15 protein-coding genes are annotated in these 18,203 nt (G+C 48.1%); 7 read left to right on the forward strand and 8 right to left on the reverse strand.

Features of this window, described 5'->3' with window-relative positions; translation table 11 throughout:
- The first annotated feature begins 233 nt into the window (after positions 1-233).
- The 7 genes from MY523_RS19015 to MY523_RS19045 all read left to right on the forward strand — a co-directional run bounded on the left by MY523_RS19015 (position 234) and on the right by MY523_RS19045 (position 11,525).
- Positions 234-5,246, forward strand: coding sequence for a cadherin-like domain-containing protein (locus MY523_RS19015; protein WP_250656256.1), 5,013 nt, complete (start codon positions 234-236; stop codon positions 5,244-5,246).
- Positions 5,247-5,508: 262 nt separating this feature from the next.
- Positions 5,509-7,206, forward strand: a complete 1,698-nt coding sequence (locus MY523_RS19020) for a putative bifunctional diguanylate cyclase/phosphodiesterase (RefSeq protein WP_250656257.1) — start codon at positions 5,509-5,511, stop codon at positions 7,204-7,206.
- A gap of 27 nt (positions 7,207-7,233) precedes the next feature.
- Positions 7,234-9,351 (forward strand): CHASE domain-containing protein, encoded by a 2,118-nt coding sequence (locus MY523_RS19025; protein ID WP_250656258.1) that lies wholly within the window; start codon positions 7,234-7,236, stop codon positions 9,349-9,351.
- Positions 9,352-9,379: 28 nt separating this feature from the next.
- Positions 9,380-9,772 carry a response regulator gene (locus MY523_RS19030; protein WP_370301537.1) on the forward strand — a complete coding sequence of 131 codons (393 nt, stop codon included), beginning with the start codon at positions 9,380-9,382 and terminating at the stop codon, positions 9,770-9,772.
- A gap of 192 nt (positions 9,773-9,964) precedes the next feature.
- Complete coding sequence (locus tag MY523_RS19035; protein ID WP_250656260.1) at positions 9,965-10,735, forward strand: sulfite exporter TauE/SafE family protein; 771 nt, start codon at positions 9,965-9,967, stop codon at positions 10,733-10,735.
- A gap of 219 nt (positions 10,736-10,954) precedes the next feature.
- Entirely contained in the window at positions 10,955-11,188 is a 234-nt protein-coding gene (locus tag MY523_RS19040) for a hypothetical protein (RefSeq protein ID WP_250656261.1), read from the forward strand.
- 178 nt (positions 11,189-11,366) lie between these two features.
- Positions 11,367-11,525 carry a hypothetical protein gene (locus tag MY523_RS19045; protein ID WP_250656262.1) on the forward strand — a complete coding sequence of 53 codons (159 nt, stop codon included), beginning with the start codon at positions 11,367-11,369 and terminating at the stop codon, positions 11,523-11,525.
- 55 nt (positions 11,526-11,580) lie between these two features.
- On the opposite strand, the gene MY523_RS19050 is transcribed toward MY523_RS19045, so the two are convergent.
- The 8 genes from MY523_RS19050 to MY523_RS19085 form a co-directional block, all read right to left on the reverse strand.
- A complete protein-coding gene (locus MY523_RS19050; protein ID WP_250656263.1) occupies positions 11,581-11,970 on the reverse strand; it encodes a hypothetical protein in 390 nt (129 codons plus the stop codon).
- A gap of 8 nt (positions 11,971-11,978) precedes the next feature.
- On the reverse strand, positions 11,979-12,296 hold the full coding sequence (locus MY523_RS19055; RefSeq protein ID WP_250656264.1) for a DUF3301 domain-containing protein: 318 nt from the start codon (positions 12,294-12,296) through the stop codon (positions 11,979-11,981).
- Positions 12,297-12,857 (reverse strand): YaeQ family protein, encoded by a 561-nt coding sequence (locus MY523_RS19060; protein ID WP_250656265.1) that lies wholly within the window; start codon positions 12,855-12,857, stop codon positions 12,297-12,299.
- Positions 12,858-12,905: 48 nt separating this feature from the next.
- Positions 12,906-13,160, reverse strand: coding sequence for a hypothetical protein (locus MY523_RS19065; RefSeq protein WP_250656266.1), 255 nt, complete (start codon positions 13,158-13,160; stop codon positions 12,906-12,908).
- Positions 13,145-13,441: a thiosulfate sulfurtransferase GlpE gene (gene glpE, locus MY523_RS19070; protein WP_250656267.1), complete on the reverse strand. Its 297-nt coding sequence runs from the start codon at positions 13,439-13,441 to the stop codon at positions 13,145-13,147. Before glpE ends, MY523_RS19065 begins: the two co-directional genes overlap by 16 nt.
- Positions 13,442-13,614: 173 nt before the next feature.
- Positions 13,615-14,607, reverse strand: coding sequence for a lipid A deacylase LpxR family protein (locus MY523_RS19075; RefSeq protein WP_250656268.1), 993 nt, complete (start codon positions 14,605-14,607; stop codon positions 13,615-13,617).
- A gap of 70 nt (positions 14,608-14,677) precedes the next feature.
- Positions 14,678-15,859: a GNAT family N-acetyltransferase gene (locus MY523_RS19080; protein ID WP_250656269.1), complete on the reverse strand. Its 1,182-nt coding sequence runs from the start codon at positions 15,857-15,859 to the stop codon at positions 14,678-14,680.
- 98 nt (positions 15,860-15,957) lie between these two features.
- Positions 15,958-18,156: an ATP-binding protein gene (locus MY523_RS19085; protein ID WP_250656270.1), complete on the reverse strand. Its 2,199-nt coding sequence runs from the start codon at positions 18,154-18,156 to the stop codon at positions 15,958-15,960.
- Positions 18,157-18,203 lie beyond the last annotated feature (47 nt).

The following is an 18,203-nucleotide window of genomic DNA, read 5'->3' on the forward strand; positions in this document are numbered from 1 at the left end:
CGTGTGGAATGTCGACATTCAATATAGAATCCGGTTGATCATTGATACAGTCGATTTTTTCTATGGTGGTGATCGATTTATTTAATGATGGCAGGCACGCAGGTCTGCTAGTCAGGGAAAAATACCCTAAAAGCCATTGTTTATTTTTTGACCAGTCAAAATCTCTAACCTATCTTAGTAGTTAATTGTTGCTGCCTTTTTTGCGATTGATGTTGACGATAGGGTAATAGAGTATGCGAACTCTTTGCTGTGGTATGTCTACGCCAAAAATTGCCGCCTTTTTCATTTCTGTTGTTTTGCTGTGTTATGTAAACCGCGCAATGGCTGATGTTGTTACTTTCGATACGATTCCCGGAGTGGATCAAGCCATTCTTGCAAGCGGTCAGGGGGCCTCCTACACCGAGCCTACCAATAGAATTACCATGACGATAGCGGGGGGCGGCATCCCCGTGCTGGTAAAAAATGCCACCGGCGGCAGCGGAGGCAGCGTTAATGTTGGGCTTTGCGACAACCTGTGCAATATCGGTTCGTTGACTACGGTTAAAATCAAGAAGCAGGATGGCTCCAGATTTTCATTTTCATCGCTGTTAATCGCCAATGTGGGTGGCGCTACAACAGGAACCGTTGAGGGGTGGAGAGCTGGTAGCAGGGTTTATGGCCCTGTTGCGATATCGTTTGCGACGGGCACATTGGTCGCTCCTGCTAATTGGAACTCGTTAGATGAAGTCAGGCTAAATTCATCCGACTTTTGGGCCAAAATCGATGACTTCACGTGGGAAGCTGAAGTGATTCCCAATACCCCGCCCGCCCTTTCTATCTCTAACACCGTGCTTCGCTATATTGAAAACACCGCGGCGACCCCAGTCGACTCACTCGCTACACTGACTGACAATGAGGGTGATGCGAACTGGAATGGCGGCTCACTGGTGGTTCAGATTACTACCAATGCGGAACTTTCTGATCAACTATCGATACCTGATAACGCCGTCGGGAGTATTAACACCAGCGGGACGAACCTGATGAATGGAGCAACGGTCATCGGCACGCTCAGTGCGAGCGAAGGCACTGTTACTGGCGGTACTGCGCTTACGATCAGCTTTAATGGCAATGCCACCAATGCATTAGTTCAGCAGGTTGCACGGGCTATTCACTACCAAAATAGCTCGCTGACCCCTGGCACGTTAAACCGTACGGTCACGTTTACCGCGCGAGATAACAGCGCTGCCAGTACGACCGATAGCCGAACAATTTCGGTCATCAGGCTTGATCGTGATGGTCGTCTAACCGCTGCTGCCGGAGTCACTGAGCCGGTGCCACTCATTACATCGGCTGATACGCCTGCCGAGGCGGTCAATTTGTTTGACTTTACGTTGGTTGATGGAGGAACGAGTGACAGCGAAGCCATGACCGTATCGAGGGTTGTGATTCATGTATCCGGCACTACTAATGATGCCGACAGGCAAAAAGTGACCTGGCGGCTTAATGGTAGTGATGCCAGCAATGTAACTGGCGTTTATAACCCAAGTAGTGATGAGATTGTTTTTTCCGGTTTGAATATTTCAGTGGCCAATGGCAGTAGCGAAGTCTATACCCTGAGCGGATACTACAACAATACCAGCGGGCTGGTACCCGGCAATAGCATGGTTTTAAGTATTGATGGTGATACCGATGTTACGACGGGCAGCTCAGGCACCTCAATGGGCACCACCAGCCCAATAACCAATGGTAGCGGCACGGTGATTACCGATGGTGCTGGCCCAGTGGTGACATCGGTTGTAGTACCCGCAAATGGCACCTATCGCTCTGGTGCAACGCTCGACTTTACAGTTAACTTCAACGAAAACGTGATAGTAAATAACACCAGCGGCGTGCCTCGTCTTGTCCTTATTATGGGGGCATCAGTACGGTATGCGACGTATCTGACGGGTAGTGGGTCATCCAGTCTGTTATTTCGCCATACAGTGCAAGCAGGTGACCAAGACCTAAATGGCATTGCGCTGATTTCAAGTATCAACCTAAATGGCAGTACCCTGCGCGATACGGCAGGTAATAACGCGAATATCGCCTTGACCTCGGTCGGCAACCTTTCATTGGTTAGGGTGGATGCCGTCATGCCAACGGTCATAGTAAACACCGGTAAAGGGCTTAGCGAAGGTCAGCTGAATTCGGTTGTCTCCAGCTCCCAGTTGTTAACAACCGATAATGACAGTACCGCAGCTAATATCACCTACACGGTTATTCAGGCTCCAGTTAACGGTGTGCTGCGCCGCAGTGGTAGTGTATTGAATGCTGGAGGCTTATTCAGTCAGTCAGATCTGACTGCAAACCGTATCAGTTATGACCACAATGGCAGTGAAACACTGAGTGACGGATTTACCTTTACCGTGACCGATCAGGTAGGAAACATAAACGATAACGGTGCTGCCAATTTTGTTTTCAGTTTTTCAATTACCGCCGTCAATGATACACCTGTCGCGCTCGCTGATACGGCTTCGACATTTGATAATACAACCGTCAGTATTGATGTAGTGGCAAATGATAGTGATGCAGATGTTGGTGATTCACTCGATGTTACGAGCCTCATCGTAAGCCAAAGCCCAAGCCATGGTGTTGCGGTGATTAATGCCGGAAAAATCGACTATACGCCAGGTAACGGATTTATTGGAACCGACGTGTTTAGTTACACGATTAGCGACACCAATGGGGCCGCCTCCAATGTTGCAACTGTGACGGTGACGGTCGCATCGGGTATTGATAGCGATGGAGATACCGTTAGCGACGCACAGGAACTGATTGATGGAACCGACCCTACTGACCCAGATGACTACCTGGATAATACCGCGCCGGTTGTGACGGTGCCCGAAGACATTATTGTTGATGCCGAAGGGCTGTTCACCGAAGTCAGTCGGGCGCAGCTTTTGGGCATTGCCGAGTCTGTGTCTCAGGCCCAGATTCAGTCGGCTATAGCGGGGCTCGCTTCGGACAATATTGATGGGGCCGGCTGTTGCAACACCTCAATCCCTGCATTAATTGATGGCCGGTTGTTGCTTAGACCTGGTCGTAATCAAGTGGTTTGGCGAGCAGAAGACAGGAAAGGCAACGTCAGTATCGCCAGCCAGTTTGTACATGTGCGGCCACTGGTCTCTTTGACTAAAACCCAGTTGACGGTAGAGGGGGCGCAAGCTGATATTCGCTTTATGCTCAATGGGTTTGCTCCGGTTTATCCATTTAGCGTCCCATACGTCATTGATGCAAGCAGTACCGCAAGCAGCAACGACCATGACCTCATTGCCGGGGTTGCGACGTTTAACAAAGGCGAAACCGTTGCCACTGTGACCGTTAATGTTACAGCCGATAGTGCCACCGAGGGTGATGAAGTCTTAATTGTTAAGCTAGATGATCGCACCAGCGAAGCGGCTGACTTAAGTAACGGTTTTAATGCTGATCTATATGACATTAACAGTGGAAGCAACATCCAGCATCAACTCACCATTGTAGAAGGCAATGTCGCACCCAGTGTTAGTTTGGTTGCGCGGCAGGGTAGAACCAACACCAGCCAGGTGACTCGTAGCGGGGGGCTGGTGACGGTGGTAGCCACGGTTAATGATCTGAATACAGGGGATACCGTTAGTCTTGACTGGTCGGCCAGTGACAATGTATTGGCTGACTCAGACGGCGATCAGCTCAATAGAACACTGATGTTCGACCCCAGCAATCTGCCATTGGGGCGATATACTGCCGAACTTACCGCGACTGACAGCCAGGGCGCGACAGGTAGTGGGTTGGTTCATTTTATTGTGGTAGACGCGTTGCCGAACCTTAATCCCGCACAGGATAGTGATGGTGATGGCATTGATGATGTGACCGAAGGCACGGCTGACTCAGATGGTGATGGCATTCCAGACTACTTGGACAATATTTCGGCGGCAAACGTTTTGCCTGCCAGTGCTACTGAAACCAATGCCTTTTTGATGGAGTGCGACCCGGATGTTGCTTGTCGCTTGGGGGCGTTCTCAGCGATGGGGGCGTCGGGTGGTGCCGCACTCAGTACTGAAGATATTGCACGTTTAAACGAACTGAGTGGTGATAACGAGTATGCACTGCAAGGTAGCATTTATGATTTTGAAATACATCAGCTAGCCACTCCAGGCCAGCAGGTGAGCGTCGTACTTCCGCTAAGCGTCGCGATCCCCGAAGGGGGTGTTTACCGAAAGTTTCAGAATAGTGAATGGGTGAACTTTGTTGATGATGACCGCAATGACATTCACTCAAGCCAAGGGTTTATGGGGTATTGTCCACCCCCTGGGGCTGACGGTTGGCAACAAGGCTTAACGGCGGGTCACTTCTGCTTGCAATTGACGATAGAAGACGGAGGCCCCAATGATGTGGATGGCGAAGTGAATGCTGCGATATCAGACCCCGGTGCAATCGGCATTGCTAACGCCACTGCTACACCTACTGGAGGAACAGGGGCGTCGGGTTCTACATCGGTGCAATCCAGTGGTGGAGGGGGCGGAAGCTTTGGCGGGTTGTTTATGGGGCTGCTTCTGTTGCTGGCAGGCGCTCACCGCGTATCTGCGTTCGGGCGCTTTGCGAGTACTAAGTTTGGTTTAATGGTTACGCTCATCATGGGTATGATGCTGGTACTCCCCGCCAATAGAAGTCAGGCAGATGGCTTGACGCAACATCTCAATAACAGCTTTATTGAGTTTGAAGTTTTTTCTGCGAAGGGATCTCAAGAACAGAGTGACTTTGTAGGGGATATGGAAAGTGCCGGTGTTGCAACGGAGATTAACCGCTATGATGTTCTGCGAACAGGTTATCAGGCCTCAATTGGTTATACATTTAGCCCGTATGCCACCTTTTTGCTTGGTTATACCGATTTAGGGAGTGTCCGTGTTGATTTTGATACCACCACAACAGATAACGACCGCCTGCAACAGGCAATGAAGAAAAGTTACCCGCTCACAGGTGATGGTATTTCAGCAGCCTATCGATTCCGGCACCGCTTTACGCCTCAGGTAAGTGTGTTTGCCGATGCAGGGGTGTTGTTCTGGAGCGGTGACGTTGATACCAAAGGAGCTAACACAACGCCTGATATAGACGGGGGGACTGATCTAATGATGGCGCTGGGAATAGATTATGCCATTCTGGAAAAATCAGCGATTGGCCTGAAGTATCGATATCATCAACTGGATGACCAGAGCCTTAATGGGCTAGGTGTGCTTTTTAGAGTGGGCTTGTAGAGGCTCCAGCGGCTGCAATCGCATTGATTTGGTTAAAAACGCCGCGATTATCTATATATCTTTTTGCTTTTTCTCTATTGGATAAACTGAAAAAGGTCTTCTATTCTAAGTTTTATACACAGCATAAAGGGAACGATATGTGTTTTGCAGAAAGGAGTAGCCACTACATTAAGCCAGCCCGGTTACCTGTTAATGAGGCTGTCGTGTCGATTATTCTCAACCTGTTTTATTCTGGCGCTGTTTAGATGATGTTGGTGACTAGATGAATATTTTGTTAGTGGATGACGATCAGGTCGATCGGGCGTTGGTGATAAGAACGCTGAAAAAGAGTGACTTAAGTACCCGGATCAGCGAAGCGGTTACCGTCGATCAAGGGCTCGATATGTACGCGTCGGATAGCTATGACCTCGTATTGCTTGATTATCGTTTGCCGCAACGTAATGGTATTGAGATGATTGTTGAACTCAGAAATGAGCCCAAAGAGAACAGCACGGCCATTGTGATGATGAGTTCATCAGAAGATGAAGCGTTGTCACTGGAGTGTATTCGGGCTGGTGCTCAGGACTTTCTGCTCAAATCTGAAATTACCGAAGCGCGTTTAAAGCGTGCATTGTTGCATGCGTCGACCCGGTTCGAACTCGAAAAGAAACTCTATCAAACCTATCAAAAAGTTAAGTCCCTGGCGGAGACCGACTCACTGACAGGGTTACCCAATCGCTACTTTTTTGAAGAATCCCTGAAACGAGCGATTGTCTTAAGCATGCGGAACAAGCATAAACTGGCGCTGTTATTGTTTGATTTAGACAACTTTAAACTGGTTAACGACACGTTTGGCCATGATACCGGGGATGTATTGCTCAAAAAAGTCGTGTCGAGGGCTAAGAGCTGCTTGCGAGGCAACGAAATTTTTGCTCGTTTGGGTGGCGATGAGTTTGCCATTCTGCTTAGTGACCTCGATACAGAAGAGCAAGCGGGTCAAGTGGCCAGACGGATAGTCTCGGTTTTGCACAAGCCATTTGAAATTGCGGCAACAGCGATTCAGACAACCTTAAGCGTCGGAATTGCGCTTAACCCAGAAAACGGTTGCTCCAGTGAAGAACTGGTTAAATATGCTGACATTGCGATGTACCGGGCTAAAAAACTGGGGCGAAATCAGGTTTGTTTTTTTGAAGAGGAGATGCAGCAGAAATTCTATAATCGTATAAAAATAGAAGCCGAATTAAGAGAGGCCATTGATAAAAACCAATTCAGGTTGCATTACCAGCCTATTGTAAACCCAGAAGATAAGAGTGTGAAGGGGTTTGAAGCGCTCATACGCTGGCAGGTAGAAAATGAACTCAGGGGGCCGGATCAGTTCATCGAGATTGCAGAAGAGACGCAGCAAATCGTCTCAATTGGTTTTTGGGTCATAGAGGAAGCTATTTCCACATTGGCGAAATGGAATGCAACGTCTAACGGCTCGCTGACGATGGCGATTAACGTATCTGCTCACCAGCTATCTGATAATGGTTTGGTGGAATTCCTGACAGACTGCTTAGACCGATATAACGTGCCTGCCGAGTTAATTGATATTGAGCTGACCGAAACGGCGCTGTTTAAAGACACGCCAGAAACGCACAATGTGATGGTCGGTTTGAGTGCCTTGAATTGCCGCTTGTCACTGGATGACTTTGGTACCGGGTTTTCGTCTATTGCACACCTTCGAAACTACCCGATTTCTGTTGTTAAAATTGATAAGAGCTTGATGCCAGAGAATATTGACGACTCGAAAAATATTGCGTTGATTGAGGGGCTGGTATCGATGGCCTCTATTTTGGGGTTGGATGTTGTGGCGGAGGGAGTAGAAACAGAACATCAAGTGCTGCTATGTCAGCAGCTCAATATACGCTACGTGCAAGGGTATTACTTCTCTAAACCATTGCCCCGACAGGACATTGAAAAAAACTTTTTAATGCGCTGATAACCCTCCTTTACAAGGAACGTAGCTATGAATCTATTCGCCAAAAATAGCGACAGACTACATTGGGTTTACTGGTTGGTCATTGGGTTATCTCTACTGTTAACATTTGCTGCCTGGTATGTATCTGACACCCAGATTGAGCAGAAGATTAAACAGCGTTTCGAATTTCAATCTAACCAGCTACTCTCCTTGGTGTCCGAGCGGATGTCTCGTTATGAGGATGCTCTCCGGGCCGGTGCGGCGGTTATACATACCAATAATGGAAAAATAGATGCTGACGGCTGGAAGCGGTTTGCAGATGCACTTGATTTGGAGGAGACCTATGCTGGCATCAATGGCATTGGTGTAATTTATCACGTTGAGCCAGAAGAGCTTGATGCCTTTCTTGAGAATGAGCGACGTCTTCGACCCGACTTTAAGATTCACCCTCCTCACTCGCAAGAGGGTTTTTGGCCAATCACCTATATTGAACCGGTAAAATACAATGCCAAAGCCGTCGGGCTGGATATGGCGTTTGAGCACAATCGTTATACCGCAGCAAAACAGGCCCGTGACACCTCACGGACACAAATCACCGGGCCGATTGTATTAGTTCAGGATGAAAAGAAAATGCCGGGCTTTTTACAGTACGTGCCGTTTTATGACAGCCTGAATATCAGCACGCCCGAGCAGCGCCGAAAGCACTTTGTGGGTCATGTTTATGCGCCCTTTATTGTAGACAAGCTAATTAAGGGCACGCTTGAGCAGAATAGCCGAAAGCTTATATTCAGTGTTTATGATGGTGATGACCAGCTTTACAATGAGCTTTTACCGGGCAATGCCGATTATGATCCGTCACCTCTTTATAGCAAGGAAGTCTCGGTTGATATGTATGGTCGTACCTGGATATTTACCATTCAAACGACCCAGTCGTTTCGAAAAGAGATCAGTACAAACCAGTCTGTTTATATCTTGGTAGGCGGCATTGTTGATAGCTTGTTGCTGTTCTTGCTGTTTGTCTTCGTTGGCAGCAACCGAAAGTCGTTGCTGCTAGCCGAAAAAATGACAAAGAAGTCGCTAATTAGCGAAGAGTATTTTCGGCATATTATTGAGGCTGCACCCTGCGGTATGGTTATCGCCAATGAACAAGGGATAATAGAACAAGCCAACCCGCATGCAGGGTTGCTATTTGGCTATAAAAAGGATGAGTTAGTAGGTAAAACCATTGAATCGTTAGTGCCAAAAAGGTTTCAGGTCGAACATCCAAAGAATAGAGAGCAATTTTTAGCAGAGCATGGACAGCCTATTCGGCGTATGGGTCAGAACAGGGAAATCTTTGGTTTAAGAAGCAATGGCGAAGAATTCCCTGCAGAGGTTGGTTTAGCCAAGTTTATCGGTGAAGATGGTGTTAAGGTGTTGTCGACTATTATTGATGTGACTGAATCAACCCAGATTACCAACGAACTCAAGCGCAGTAATAAAGAACTAAATGACTTTGCTTACGTGGCTTCACATGATTTAAAAGCGCCGCTGAGAGGAATTATGCAGCTATCTAGCTGGGTCGAAGAGGATGTTGCAGAATTTGCGAGTGAGGAGACCAAAAATTATCTTGAATTGTTGAGAAGCAGAACCGCACGGTTAGAAAAATTATTGGATGACCTGTTAGCGTATTCTCGAATTGGTCGGCATCACGGTGAAGTTTGCGAAGTCGACATAAAAGAGTTGGTTAGCAGTGTCTTCACCCTATTAGACCCACCACCAGCGTTTACACTGGATTGTTCAGGTAAATTACCAGTACTGAAAACATTGGCCGTTCCACTGGAAGTGATATTTCGTAACCTCATTGGCAACGCCATTAAGCACCATGATAGGTCTGATGGCGTTATTACTATTTCCGCTGAAGAGCAAACAGACGCATATGAGTTCTCTGTCTATAATGATGGGCCGGGTATCGCACCTAAGCATCAGGCGCAGGTTTTTGAAATGTTCAAGACGCTGAAACCTCGTGATGAGGTAGAAGGAAGTGGAATGGGGTTGGCAATTATCAAGAAATTGCTTGAGTATCATGGTGGGGAGATAACGGTCTCGTCAGACAACGAGCGAGGTGTTTGTTTTACATTTAAGTGGCCTAAGATTATGTCCGACGAGGGAGTAAACAGTGAGTAATGTTACCTATGAGCCGGTATCTATTCTTATGGTCGAAGATGATGATATCGACGCCTTGAGCGTTCAGCGTGCATTCAAACGAATGAAAATTGCCAACCCCATCATTCGCGCAAAGGATGGCATTGAGGCACTGGAAATACTCAAGGAAGGGCGTGTAAAACACCCTTATTTGATACTGCTAGATCTTAATATGCCAAGAATGGGCGGTTTGGAAATGCTCAATATTATTCGCAATACACCTCAACTCGAAAGCAGTGTGGTGTTTGTGCTGACCACCAGCAAAGATGGTGAGGATAAATTGGCCGCCTACAAACAGCATATTGCCGGTTATATTGTGAAAGAGAAGCTGGATGAGGGGTTTGAAGGACTGGTCAAACTGCTCGACCACTACTGGAAGCTGGTTGAATTGCCCACCTCATAAGCGCTATCTATCAGTACACATTAGGTGCTTATGGTATTAGCAAAAGAAAATCTTAATCAGGCTGGAGTGGCTGTTTGTCGCTTAAGGCTGCGTTATTCAAGTATGCCCCTACGGTATTAATTGTATTACCCCAACGCTTAAAGCGACAATGTGGTCGTTGATCGCGTTTATTGATGATTGAGCAGGTTGTTGATGACTGAGTGGATAGTGGTCGTTTTGGCGGGCTTTTTAGGGGGAATGCTTAACGCCGTTGCGGGGGGAGGAAGCTTTATAACGCTACCAGCATTGGTATTGGTGGGGGTACCCCCAGTAGCAGCAAATACAACAGGAACCGCTGCATTGCTTCCAGGTTATATCGCTAGCGCTTGGCGCTTTAGGCGAGAGATTGAATATCCAAAAGGGTTGGGTTTTCGTTCGGTCAGTGTTGTTGCGCTATTGGGTGGAAGTATCGGTGCTGTAACACTTCTGCTTACCAGTGATCAGGTATTTTCAGCGCTGATTCCCTGGCTTATTCTATTGTCTACAACCGCGTTTATTGTTGGCCCAAAATTAATGGGCTTTAAAAGGCCCGTCTCAGGCCGGTTAGCCAAGCATAGAGGCAGGTCTCAGGTTCAGGCGATTAATATCGCAGCGTTAATGGTGATCTGTATATATGGTGGATACTTTAATGGTGGGATGGGAATCATATTGCTGGCTGCATTCGGTTTAATGGGGCAGAACAATTTGCTTGGTATGAATGGACTGAAGAATATTGTGTCAGCGCTGTTAACGGTGATTGCAGTGATTATCTATACCATAGGAGGCACGGTTAAACTGGAGTATTTATTAATACTGGGAGTCGGTTCGGTGGTCGGTGGTTATGTGGGGGCGGGGCTAGCCTACCGAGTTTCACAGCTGTATTTGAGACGACTGATTATTGTTATTGGGTGCCTGATGGCCGCAGGTTTTTTCTTGAATGGTTAGCTATAAGAAGAGCCCGCCACACTGAAAGCTCAAATAGCCCAACCCTGATTCCAGTCGTACCTCCTTTCATCAAGGCTACAACGTATATGAGCTTGCGCACCAAAGACTCCGAGATACCCGTAGCCGTGATGCAGCGCAGCGGAATCAAGGAGTCCGTCACTGAAATCTCAAATAGCCCAACCCTGATTCCAGTCGTACCTCCTTGTATCAAGGCTACAATTGCGCACCAAAGACTCCGAGATACCCGTAGCCGTTATGCAGCGCAGCGGAATAAAGGAGTCCGTCACTGAAATCTCAAATAGCCCAACCCTGATTCCAGTCGTACCTCCTTTCATCAAGGCTACAACGTATATGCGCTTGCGCACCAAAGACTCCGAGATACCCGTAGCCGTGATGCAGCGCAGCGGAATCAAGGAGCCCGCCACATTGAAAGCTCAAATAGCCCAACCCTGATTCCAGTCGTGCCTCCTTGCATCAAGGCTACAACGTATATGAGCTTGCGCACCAAAGACTCCGAGATACCCGTAGCCGTTATGCAGCGCAGCGGAATCAAGGAGCCCGCCACACTGAAAGCTCAAATAGCCCAACCCTGATTCCAGTCGTTCCTCCTTTCATCAAGGCTACAACGTATATGAGCTTGCGCACCAAAGACTCCGAGATACCCGTAGCCGTTATGCAGCGCAGCGGAATCAAGGAGTCCGTCACTGAAATCTCAAATAGCCCAACCCTGATTCCAGTCGTACCTCCTTGTATCAAGGCTACAACGTATATGCGCTTGCGCATCAAATAGTGTTAGAAATCACCCAACGTTATGCTTAAGTAAGTGCCACTCTAAGCTGGCCCCATTACTGCTCGTAAGGGGAGGCGCTCTCCGCGATATGCACGAGTCTGTAAGTACTGCGATCATGATCCTTATCGGGTTTTTCCACTTCGACAACGCCCCCTCTCTCACGCAATAGTGTGTTGGTGGGGTTGTTGTAGAGCTGTTTACGAAACTGAAGATAGTCAGATCGATTCTTAGCCAGTACTTGCTGATGCTTTTGTTCGAACAGGGAGCAGGTCAGCTGAAACAGGGCTGGGAGTGTGAAAATAAAATGGTTGGCGCTAATCTGAAGATCTCCCTCAAAGGTGGCAACCGCGTTTAGTAGTGCGGAATCTTGTCGTAAAAAACCATCAAAAACATGTTCCATAAGAAACTGATAGAGTTCGCTCATCGCAGGGGGAGGGGTTGTCATCTCAAGGATTAGTGAAGGCGGTGGGTTTCAAGTTGCACAGACTCTGTCCTGTTACCAAGCAAAATGACTTTGCCTTTGTACCGGTCATCGCCGGTACTTGAGAATTCGAAAATGTAGGAGCGCCAAAGTTTGATTCGGCCACGGCTATCACGCTTAAACCAAAAGCCCCGTAGCACAACGCTTTCATCCAGCAGCTCAACGTCGACTTCATCGCAGTAGGTTTTGGCGGCTTTCAGCGCGACGTCTTTTATCTCTCTGGCACTTAGCCAGTACCAACCGCCGAATACCAGAAGAGAGAGCCAGAACAGATCACTGAGTTCAACCATTTAATTACCATTGCCCTGTTCAGGCCGCTGCCAAATTTCAGGTGTCAGATGGAGGTTTTGTTTGCCATCGGCAATCCAGAGTTCGCCGTCTTGAATAGTGACTTGCAGCTCCATATTGCGTTCTGCTAGGGCTGCCAGCGGTTCGACAAATGTATCGGGGATGAGCACCACCGAAAGGTTCTTAAACCGCTGCAGTTCAGCTTGTGTCTGCAACCACCACTGCTCGGCAGATCGATTGCTGTAGCAGTAAACCGTCACCTGTTTGGCCCGGCCACAGGCCTTGCGAATACGTTTCTCGTCCGGGTTGCCAAGCTCTATCCAGTGTTGAATATCGCCTGCAAGGTCAATATCCCAAAGGTCAGGTTCATCATCGGTACTAATGCCTTTGGTGAAGCTGAGTTGTTCGCTGGCATTGAGCGCAAACGCGACAAGCCTGACCATCATTCGTGCGTCATTTTCAGACGGATGGCGGGCGATGGTCAGTTCATGAGATTGGTAGTAGTGCCGATCCATATCGGATATCTGCACACTGGCTTTGAAAATCGTGGCTTTAAGTGCCATGTAATATGTTCTCTGATTAAATGCTCTAGGGATTTAACCAGAGAAGCTTTATGAAGAGCAACTAATTTCCAGTTTTTGGCCCCGCTCGGGAGGTTCTTCTGCATATTGCTGGTGGTCTGGGTGCTCGTCAAATGGGGCTGCCAGCAGCATGGCGAGGGTATTGAACTCTGAAAAGTCGCCCTGTTCAGCGGCGCAAATGGCATTTTGTGCCAGGTAATTGCGTAAAATAAATTTGGGGTTGGCTTTTTTCATGGTAACTGAGCGTTGCCGGCCGTCAGCGGGTGTGACTAGCTGGCGGGCCATGCGGTGAAACCGCCGTCTAAACTGTAGCTCTCTTCAAAACCTTGCTGATTAAAGTAGTCTGCAGCCCCCTGGCTGGAGTTTCCGTGATAACAGCAGACCACTAAAGGCAGACTGCGGTCTGCCTCGGCAAGGAACTGTTCCAGATTATGGTTACCAATATGCTGTGCTCCTTCTATGTGACCGGCTGCAAACGAAGCCGGGTCGCGAATATCGATTAGCGTAACCGGTTTTTCATTGAGCAGTGATTGAAGTGTCGCAACCGACATGTGTTTGAATGGCATAACGAGCGAATCCTTGAGATTTGACTATACTTGAGCATTATACTCAGGTATCTCTTCAGTGCCAGGGTTGGGTTTTCCCGCAATGCGCGGATAGATGTAAATGGAGGGAGTCGGCAGGAAGGGGCGATGATAAGGAGTCGAAGGTCTGGGGCAAAGGTAAGATACCTAAGTGGCTACCAGGTTAGCGAAATGGTAAAGGTTGAGAACATCGTGCTCTCATCAGACTCTACAAATGTATGGCTGGATTCCTGAATGGAACCTGAAAATGACCAGTTTGAAAACTGGTAACTGCCGCCTACGAGATAGAGCCACTGCTGATTAACAAGATGAACGCCATGGCTGTCTTTAAATGTATTGCCTTCAATTGTAATGTCGTTAAATACATAATTTGCGTACAGTGTGCCAAACAGGCTCCATTCACCAGGGTGGCTGCCCGCCAGAGCCGGCAGGGTTCGGCCCGACGTTAACCAGGTCATCGGAAAGCTGTTACTGAGCCCCTCTCCCACGCGTATTGTCATGCCCCCGCCGATGTCACTGCTTAGGTTGCCCGCCCTGATATCCGCGGCAGAAAGCAGGTCGTACTCAATGCCATTAGTGAAAGAATATTGATACAGCCGCCACAGCTGTTCGTAGCCCGCTCTAATCACCACTTCATTACCGATCTGGTGATGCCAGCCACTGGGGTCAACTGTGCCAATGATATCGTGGATGTACCGCTGAACATATTCTGCACCCGACCCTGGGCCTGCAATGCCTAATAGCAACTCATAACGAGAGGATTTCTTAGCGTCAAACCGGTATAAATTAACGGCTCCAAAAAGGAGTCCGGCGTATGGGCGGTCGTCAAGAATAAGGTCTGAGGTGTCGATGTTACTGGGGGTGTAGATGGTCTGGGCTAACTGATAGCTAATAGCGTTCTGGTATTGAGAAAACTCTGGTAAAGGAAGCGCGTTGAGTACTGTGGTCTCCCATGAGTTATCGCTATCAAGTAAATAACCCCAGTTTAAGAAAAAACCATGGGTGTATCCGCCATCGTCATTTGCGATGGCGTCGTTGTCCCAGGCGGCAGACCAATGGATTTCTGAGTCTTTTGCGTGGGTACTAGCTACTCTGCTGACTAACGCCACCACGAGTAGAGAACATAGAGTGACAGAAAGACTTCGCATAGAAGAAGTTTAGCAGGTGGCTATCAATCGAGCGGCTTAATTATGAACGGCTCTTTTAAGAACGGTTATTTTAAGAGCCACGCTTAAACGGCAGGTAGCGGAATGCATCGTCCATATAGTGGTCAACCTGCACCGCTTCCCGTTTGATAAAATCCTGAATTGCTGCCCGAAAGCCACTGTGGCCTATCCAATGCAATGAATAGGTTGGAACCGGCTTAAAGCCTCGTTGAATTTTGTGCTCTCCCTGAGCGCCAGCATCAAAGCGTTCGAGCTTATGTTTGATGCAGTAGTCAATGCCTTGGTAGTAGCAGGTTTCAAAATGCAGTTGCTTATATTCCTCCATACAGCCCCAATAGCGCCCGTAGAGTGTTTGATCGTCTTTTAAGAAAAGCGCAGCTGCAACGTATTCCCCCGCTTTTTCGGCCATGACTAAAAGCAAATTATCGGGCATCGAGCGGGTGATCTGTTGAAAAAACGCCTGGTTAAGATACCCTTGCTGCCCACGTTTCAGGTATGTTGCATGGTAAAACAGATAGAACTTTTCAAGTGCCTGCGGGGTAATTTCATGGCCCTCGAACTGGATAAAGCGAATACCCTGATCTTTGACCTGTTGCCTCTCTTTTCGAATGTTTTTTCTCTTTCGGGAGGTCATTTGGTCAAGGAACTGCTCAAATGAGTCGTACATCAGTGCGCCAGTTTTTGCTGACTGCGTCTCTCCATAACGGTTACACCACTGAAACTGACAACCTTTTCTTAACATCAACTCAGGGTGACTTAACGCCTCTAAACTGGCGTGGTCAGGGAATAGCAGATGCCAGGATGATAAACCCATTTTGCTTGCATGGTTTTTAACGGCCTCGAATATTCGACGAGAAAGGCCGTTATCCAAGTCCAGATTATTGGCCAATAGACGCGGGCCGACTGACGGCGTAAACGGAATTGCCGAGAGTAGTTTTGGGTAGTAATGGAGCCCGTATTGGTTATAGGCATCGGCCCATGACCAGTCAAACACATATTCGCCATAGGAGTGCTGTTTGATGTAAGAGGGGATAGCCGCGATAAGCTTATCGTTGTCTCGAATCGCAAGGTGGTTTGGTTGCCAACCCGTCTTGGGGGCGACGCTCTTAGATGTTTCAAGTGCCGCAAGAAACTCATATTTCAAGAACGGGTTGTCAGCGCTGTTGAGTCTATTCCACTCGTCAGACGGTATATCCAACAGGCTGGTTTCAAATTGAATATTCAGGTCGGGCATAATGACATTTAATGGGTTGCGTGGTTGTTATCAGGATCTGCCAGCTGTGCGGGGGTTAGCCGCCCGTGTAAGGTTCGGCTGTTGGTGCCCAGGCTACTCTAGAGGCGTTTATTCAGATACTCGGCTATTTTGTCTAGCAAGGCTTCTTTCGTCACAGGTTTGCATAAATATCCGTCCATGCCTGCTGCTTTTGCATTCGCCATGTCTTCTTTCTGCACATGGGCAGACACGGCGATGATCGGAGGCATCTGCTCTTTGAGTGTTTGCTGAATTTTGCGCGTCGCTTCAAGCCCATCCATGATAGGCATTTGAAGATCCATGAGTATCAAATCAAACGAGTGGTGCTGGCAGGCAATGATTGCATCAGCACCGTTTTGCACCATGTAGATATCAAGTCCTGTGCTTTTTAATTGATCTCCCATTGCCTTTAGATTGGCAGCGTTATCGTCAACGATCAATATTTGCCCTTCAAACGACACAGGTGGTGCAGGTATTGTCGGTTGGGTGGATGCATACAAACCGTTCAATCTGGTTCGGGTGAGCGGTTTTTGCAGTACTCTGATATTGCTCTTTAACTCTTCAGATAGTTGCTGACCGGCCCATGCCAGCCAAACCAGTTGTTGGGTGTTGTTGTCTATCACGGTGCTTATTTCGGCAAGCTCGCCAATATTTACCGAGGCATCAACCAGCATTAAACTGGCACTTTTTGCCGCCAATAGTGCTTCATTGAGTGTTGTTACGTGCATACATTCCTGGGCGCGGGGTTTAAGCTCACTCACTAACCATGCCGAGAGCGTGAATGACTCTGTATACACCACAATTTTTGATTCGATTGGGAATGTCGCCAGTTCAATATCTTTGCTGGAGCACGCTGGTGCAGAAACACGAAACACAAACGTCGAGCCGCTGCTGTCCGAATGCTTCAGTTGCAGCTCCCCACCCATTGCTCGACAGATCTGTTGCGAGATTGGCAGGCCCAAGCCAGTTCCACCATAACTGCGGGTCGACGAGTTATCGACCTGCTGGAAGCTTTCAAAGACTCGGCTTTGAGCCTCGTCGGGGATGCCAATGCCGCTATCGATAACTGTGCCTGACAACATACCATCTTGCCAGCGCAGGAATACTTGAACCCCACCTTTGTGAGTGAATTTGATGGCATTGGCTATCAGGTTGGTCAGCACTTGCCGCAACCTGACGGGGTCAATGCTAATTTCGGCAGGTATTTCTGCTTCCAGTTTAAGGGTCAGGTCGAGCCTTTTCTCGGCAATCTGAGAAGAGAACATCTCAACAATATCATTGAAAAATTTCACCGAGTCGACAGGTTCTGGTTTGGTCACCAGCCCTCCGTCTTCAATGGCTGCCAGGTCAAGTATCTGGTTGATGGTGTCCAGCAGAACCTTAGCACTTTTGCTTCCTAGTTTAGTGTATTCCCGTTGTTCGGGAGTCAGGTGAGTATCCAGCAACAGCTGGTTCATGCCTAGTACCCCATTAATTGGGGTTCTAAGTTCATGGCTCATGTTAGCTAGAAACTGGTCTTTAATTTTGTTCGCGGTATTGGCCTTTTGGGTCGCTTCTTTTAATTCGGCTTCCAGTTTCATGGCCTGATCAATATCGTCTTGAAGCTGGCGGTTTAATCCAACCAGTTTGCGATTCATCTCAGAGTATGTCTGACGATAGGCATATAAAAGAGGAATCGCTAACAGAAAAAGTAGCAGGCAGATTCCGACAATAGAGATCACTTTACGCATTAGTGATTGCTGGATAACGGTGATGTCCATATCGGCGGCGGCAACATAGGGCTGCCCACCGGGCGACTTCAGCGGAATCAATATTGTTCGAAACAGTCCCCAGCGGTCACCCGCTGTGACGTAGACGGGTTCTGTTGCGGTCATCGCGTCGAAGTACTCCTGAGAGCCTTCAGGGTAAGATGTCCAGTAGGTGACCACCTGATCTTTCTCTATATCTTCCTGCGTGTAGTTGCAGGAAGTAAAGTGGATCATCCCATCGTACATCACATAACTATAGAGGTACGTGAGGTTTCCACTGCGGGTATGGCGAGACATCAACTCCAGGTTGTACTGGTCTTGTTCTTTAGATATGGCGTCTGGGGTGCGGGCAATATCATGGAAGTCAGCCGGGAGTATTGAGGGAATATTACTGGCCGCTGCGAGCAGGCGAGCATCAATCTCTTCCATATAGCGTTGTCGTTCAAGCCAATAGCTGGCTGTGGCAATACCGATCACCCCCAGCACATAGATGAGCATTGCTATCGCAAATCGTCGCGCTCGAACATTCAATCTTTCACCTTCTTATTCTCCCAAAGAAAAACCCGCGAACGATGCGG

It is taken from the genome of Alkalimarinus coralli, assembly GCF_023650515.1.
Classification (GTDB): domain Bacteria; phylum Pseudomonadota; class Gammaproteobacteria; order Pseudomonadales; family Oleiphilaceae; genus Alkalimarinus; species Alkalimarinus coralli.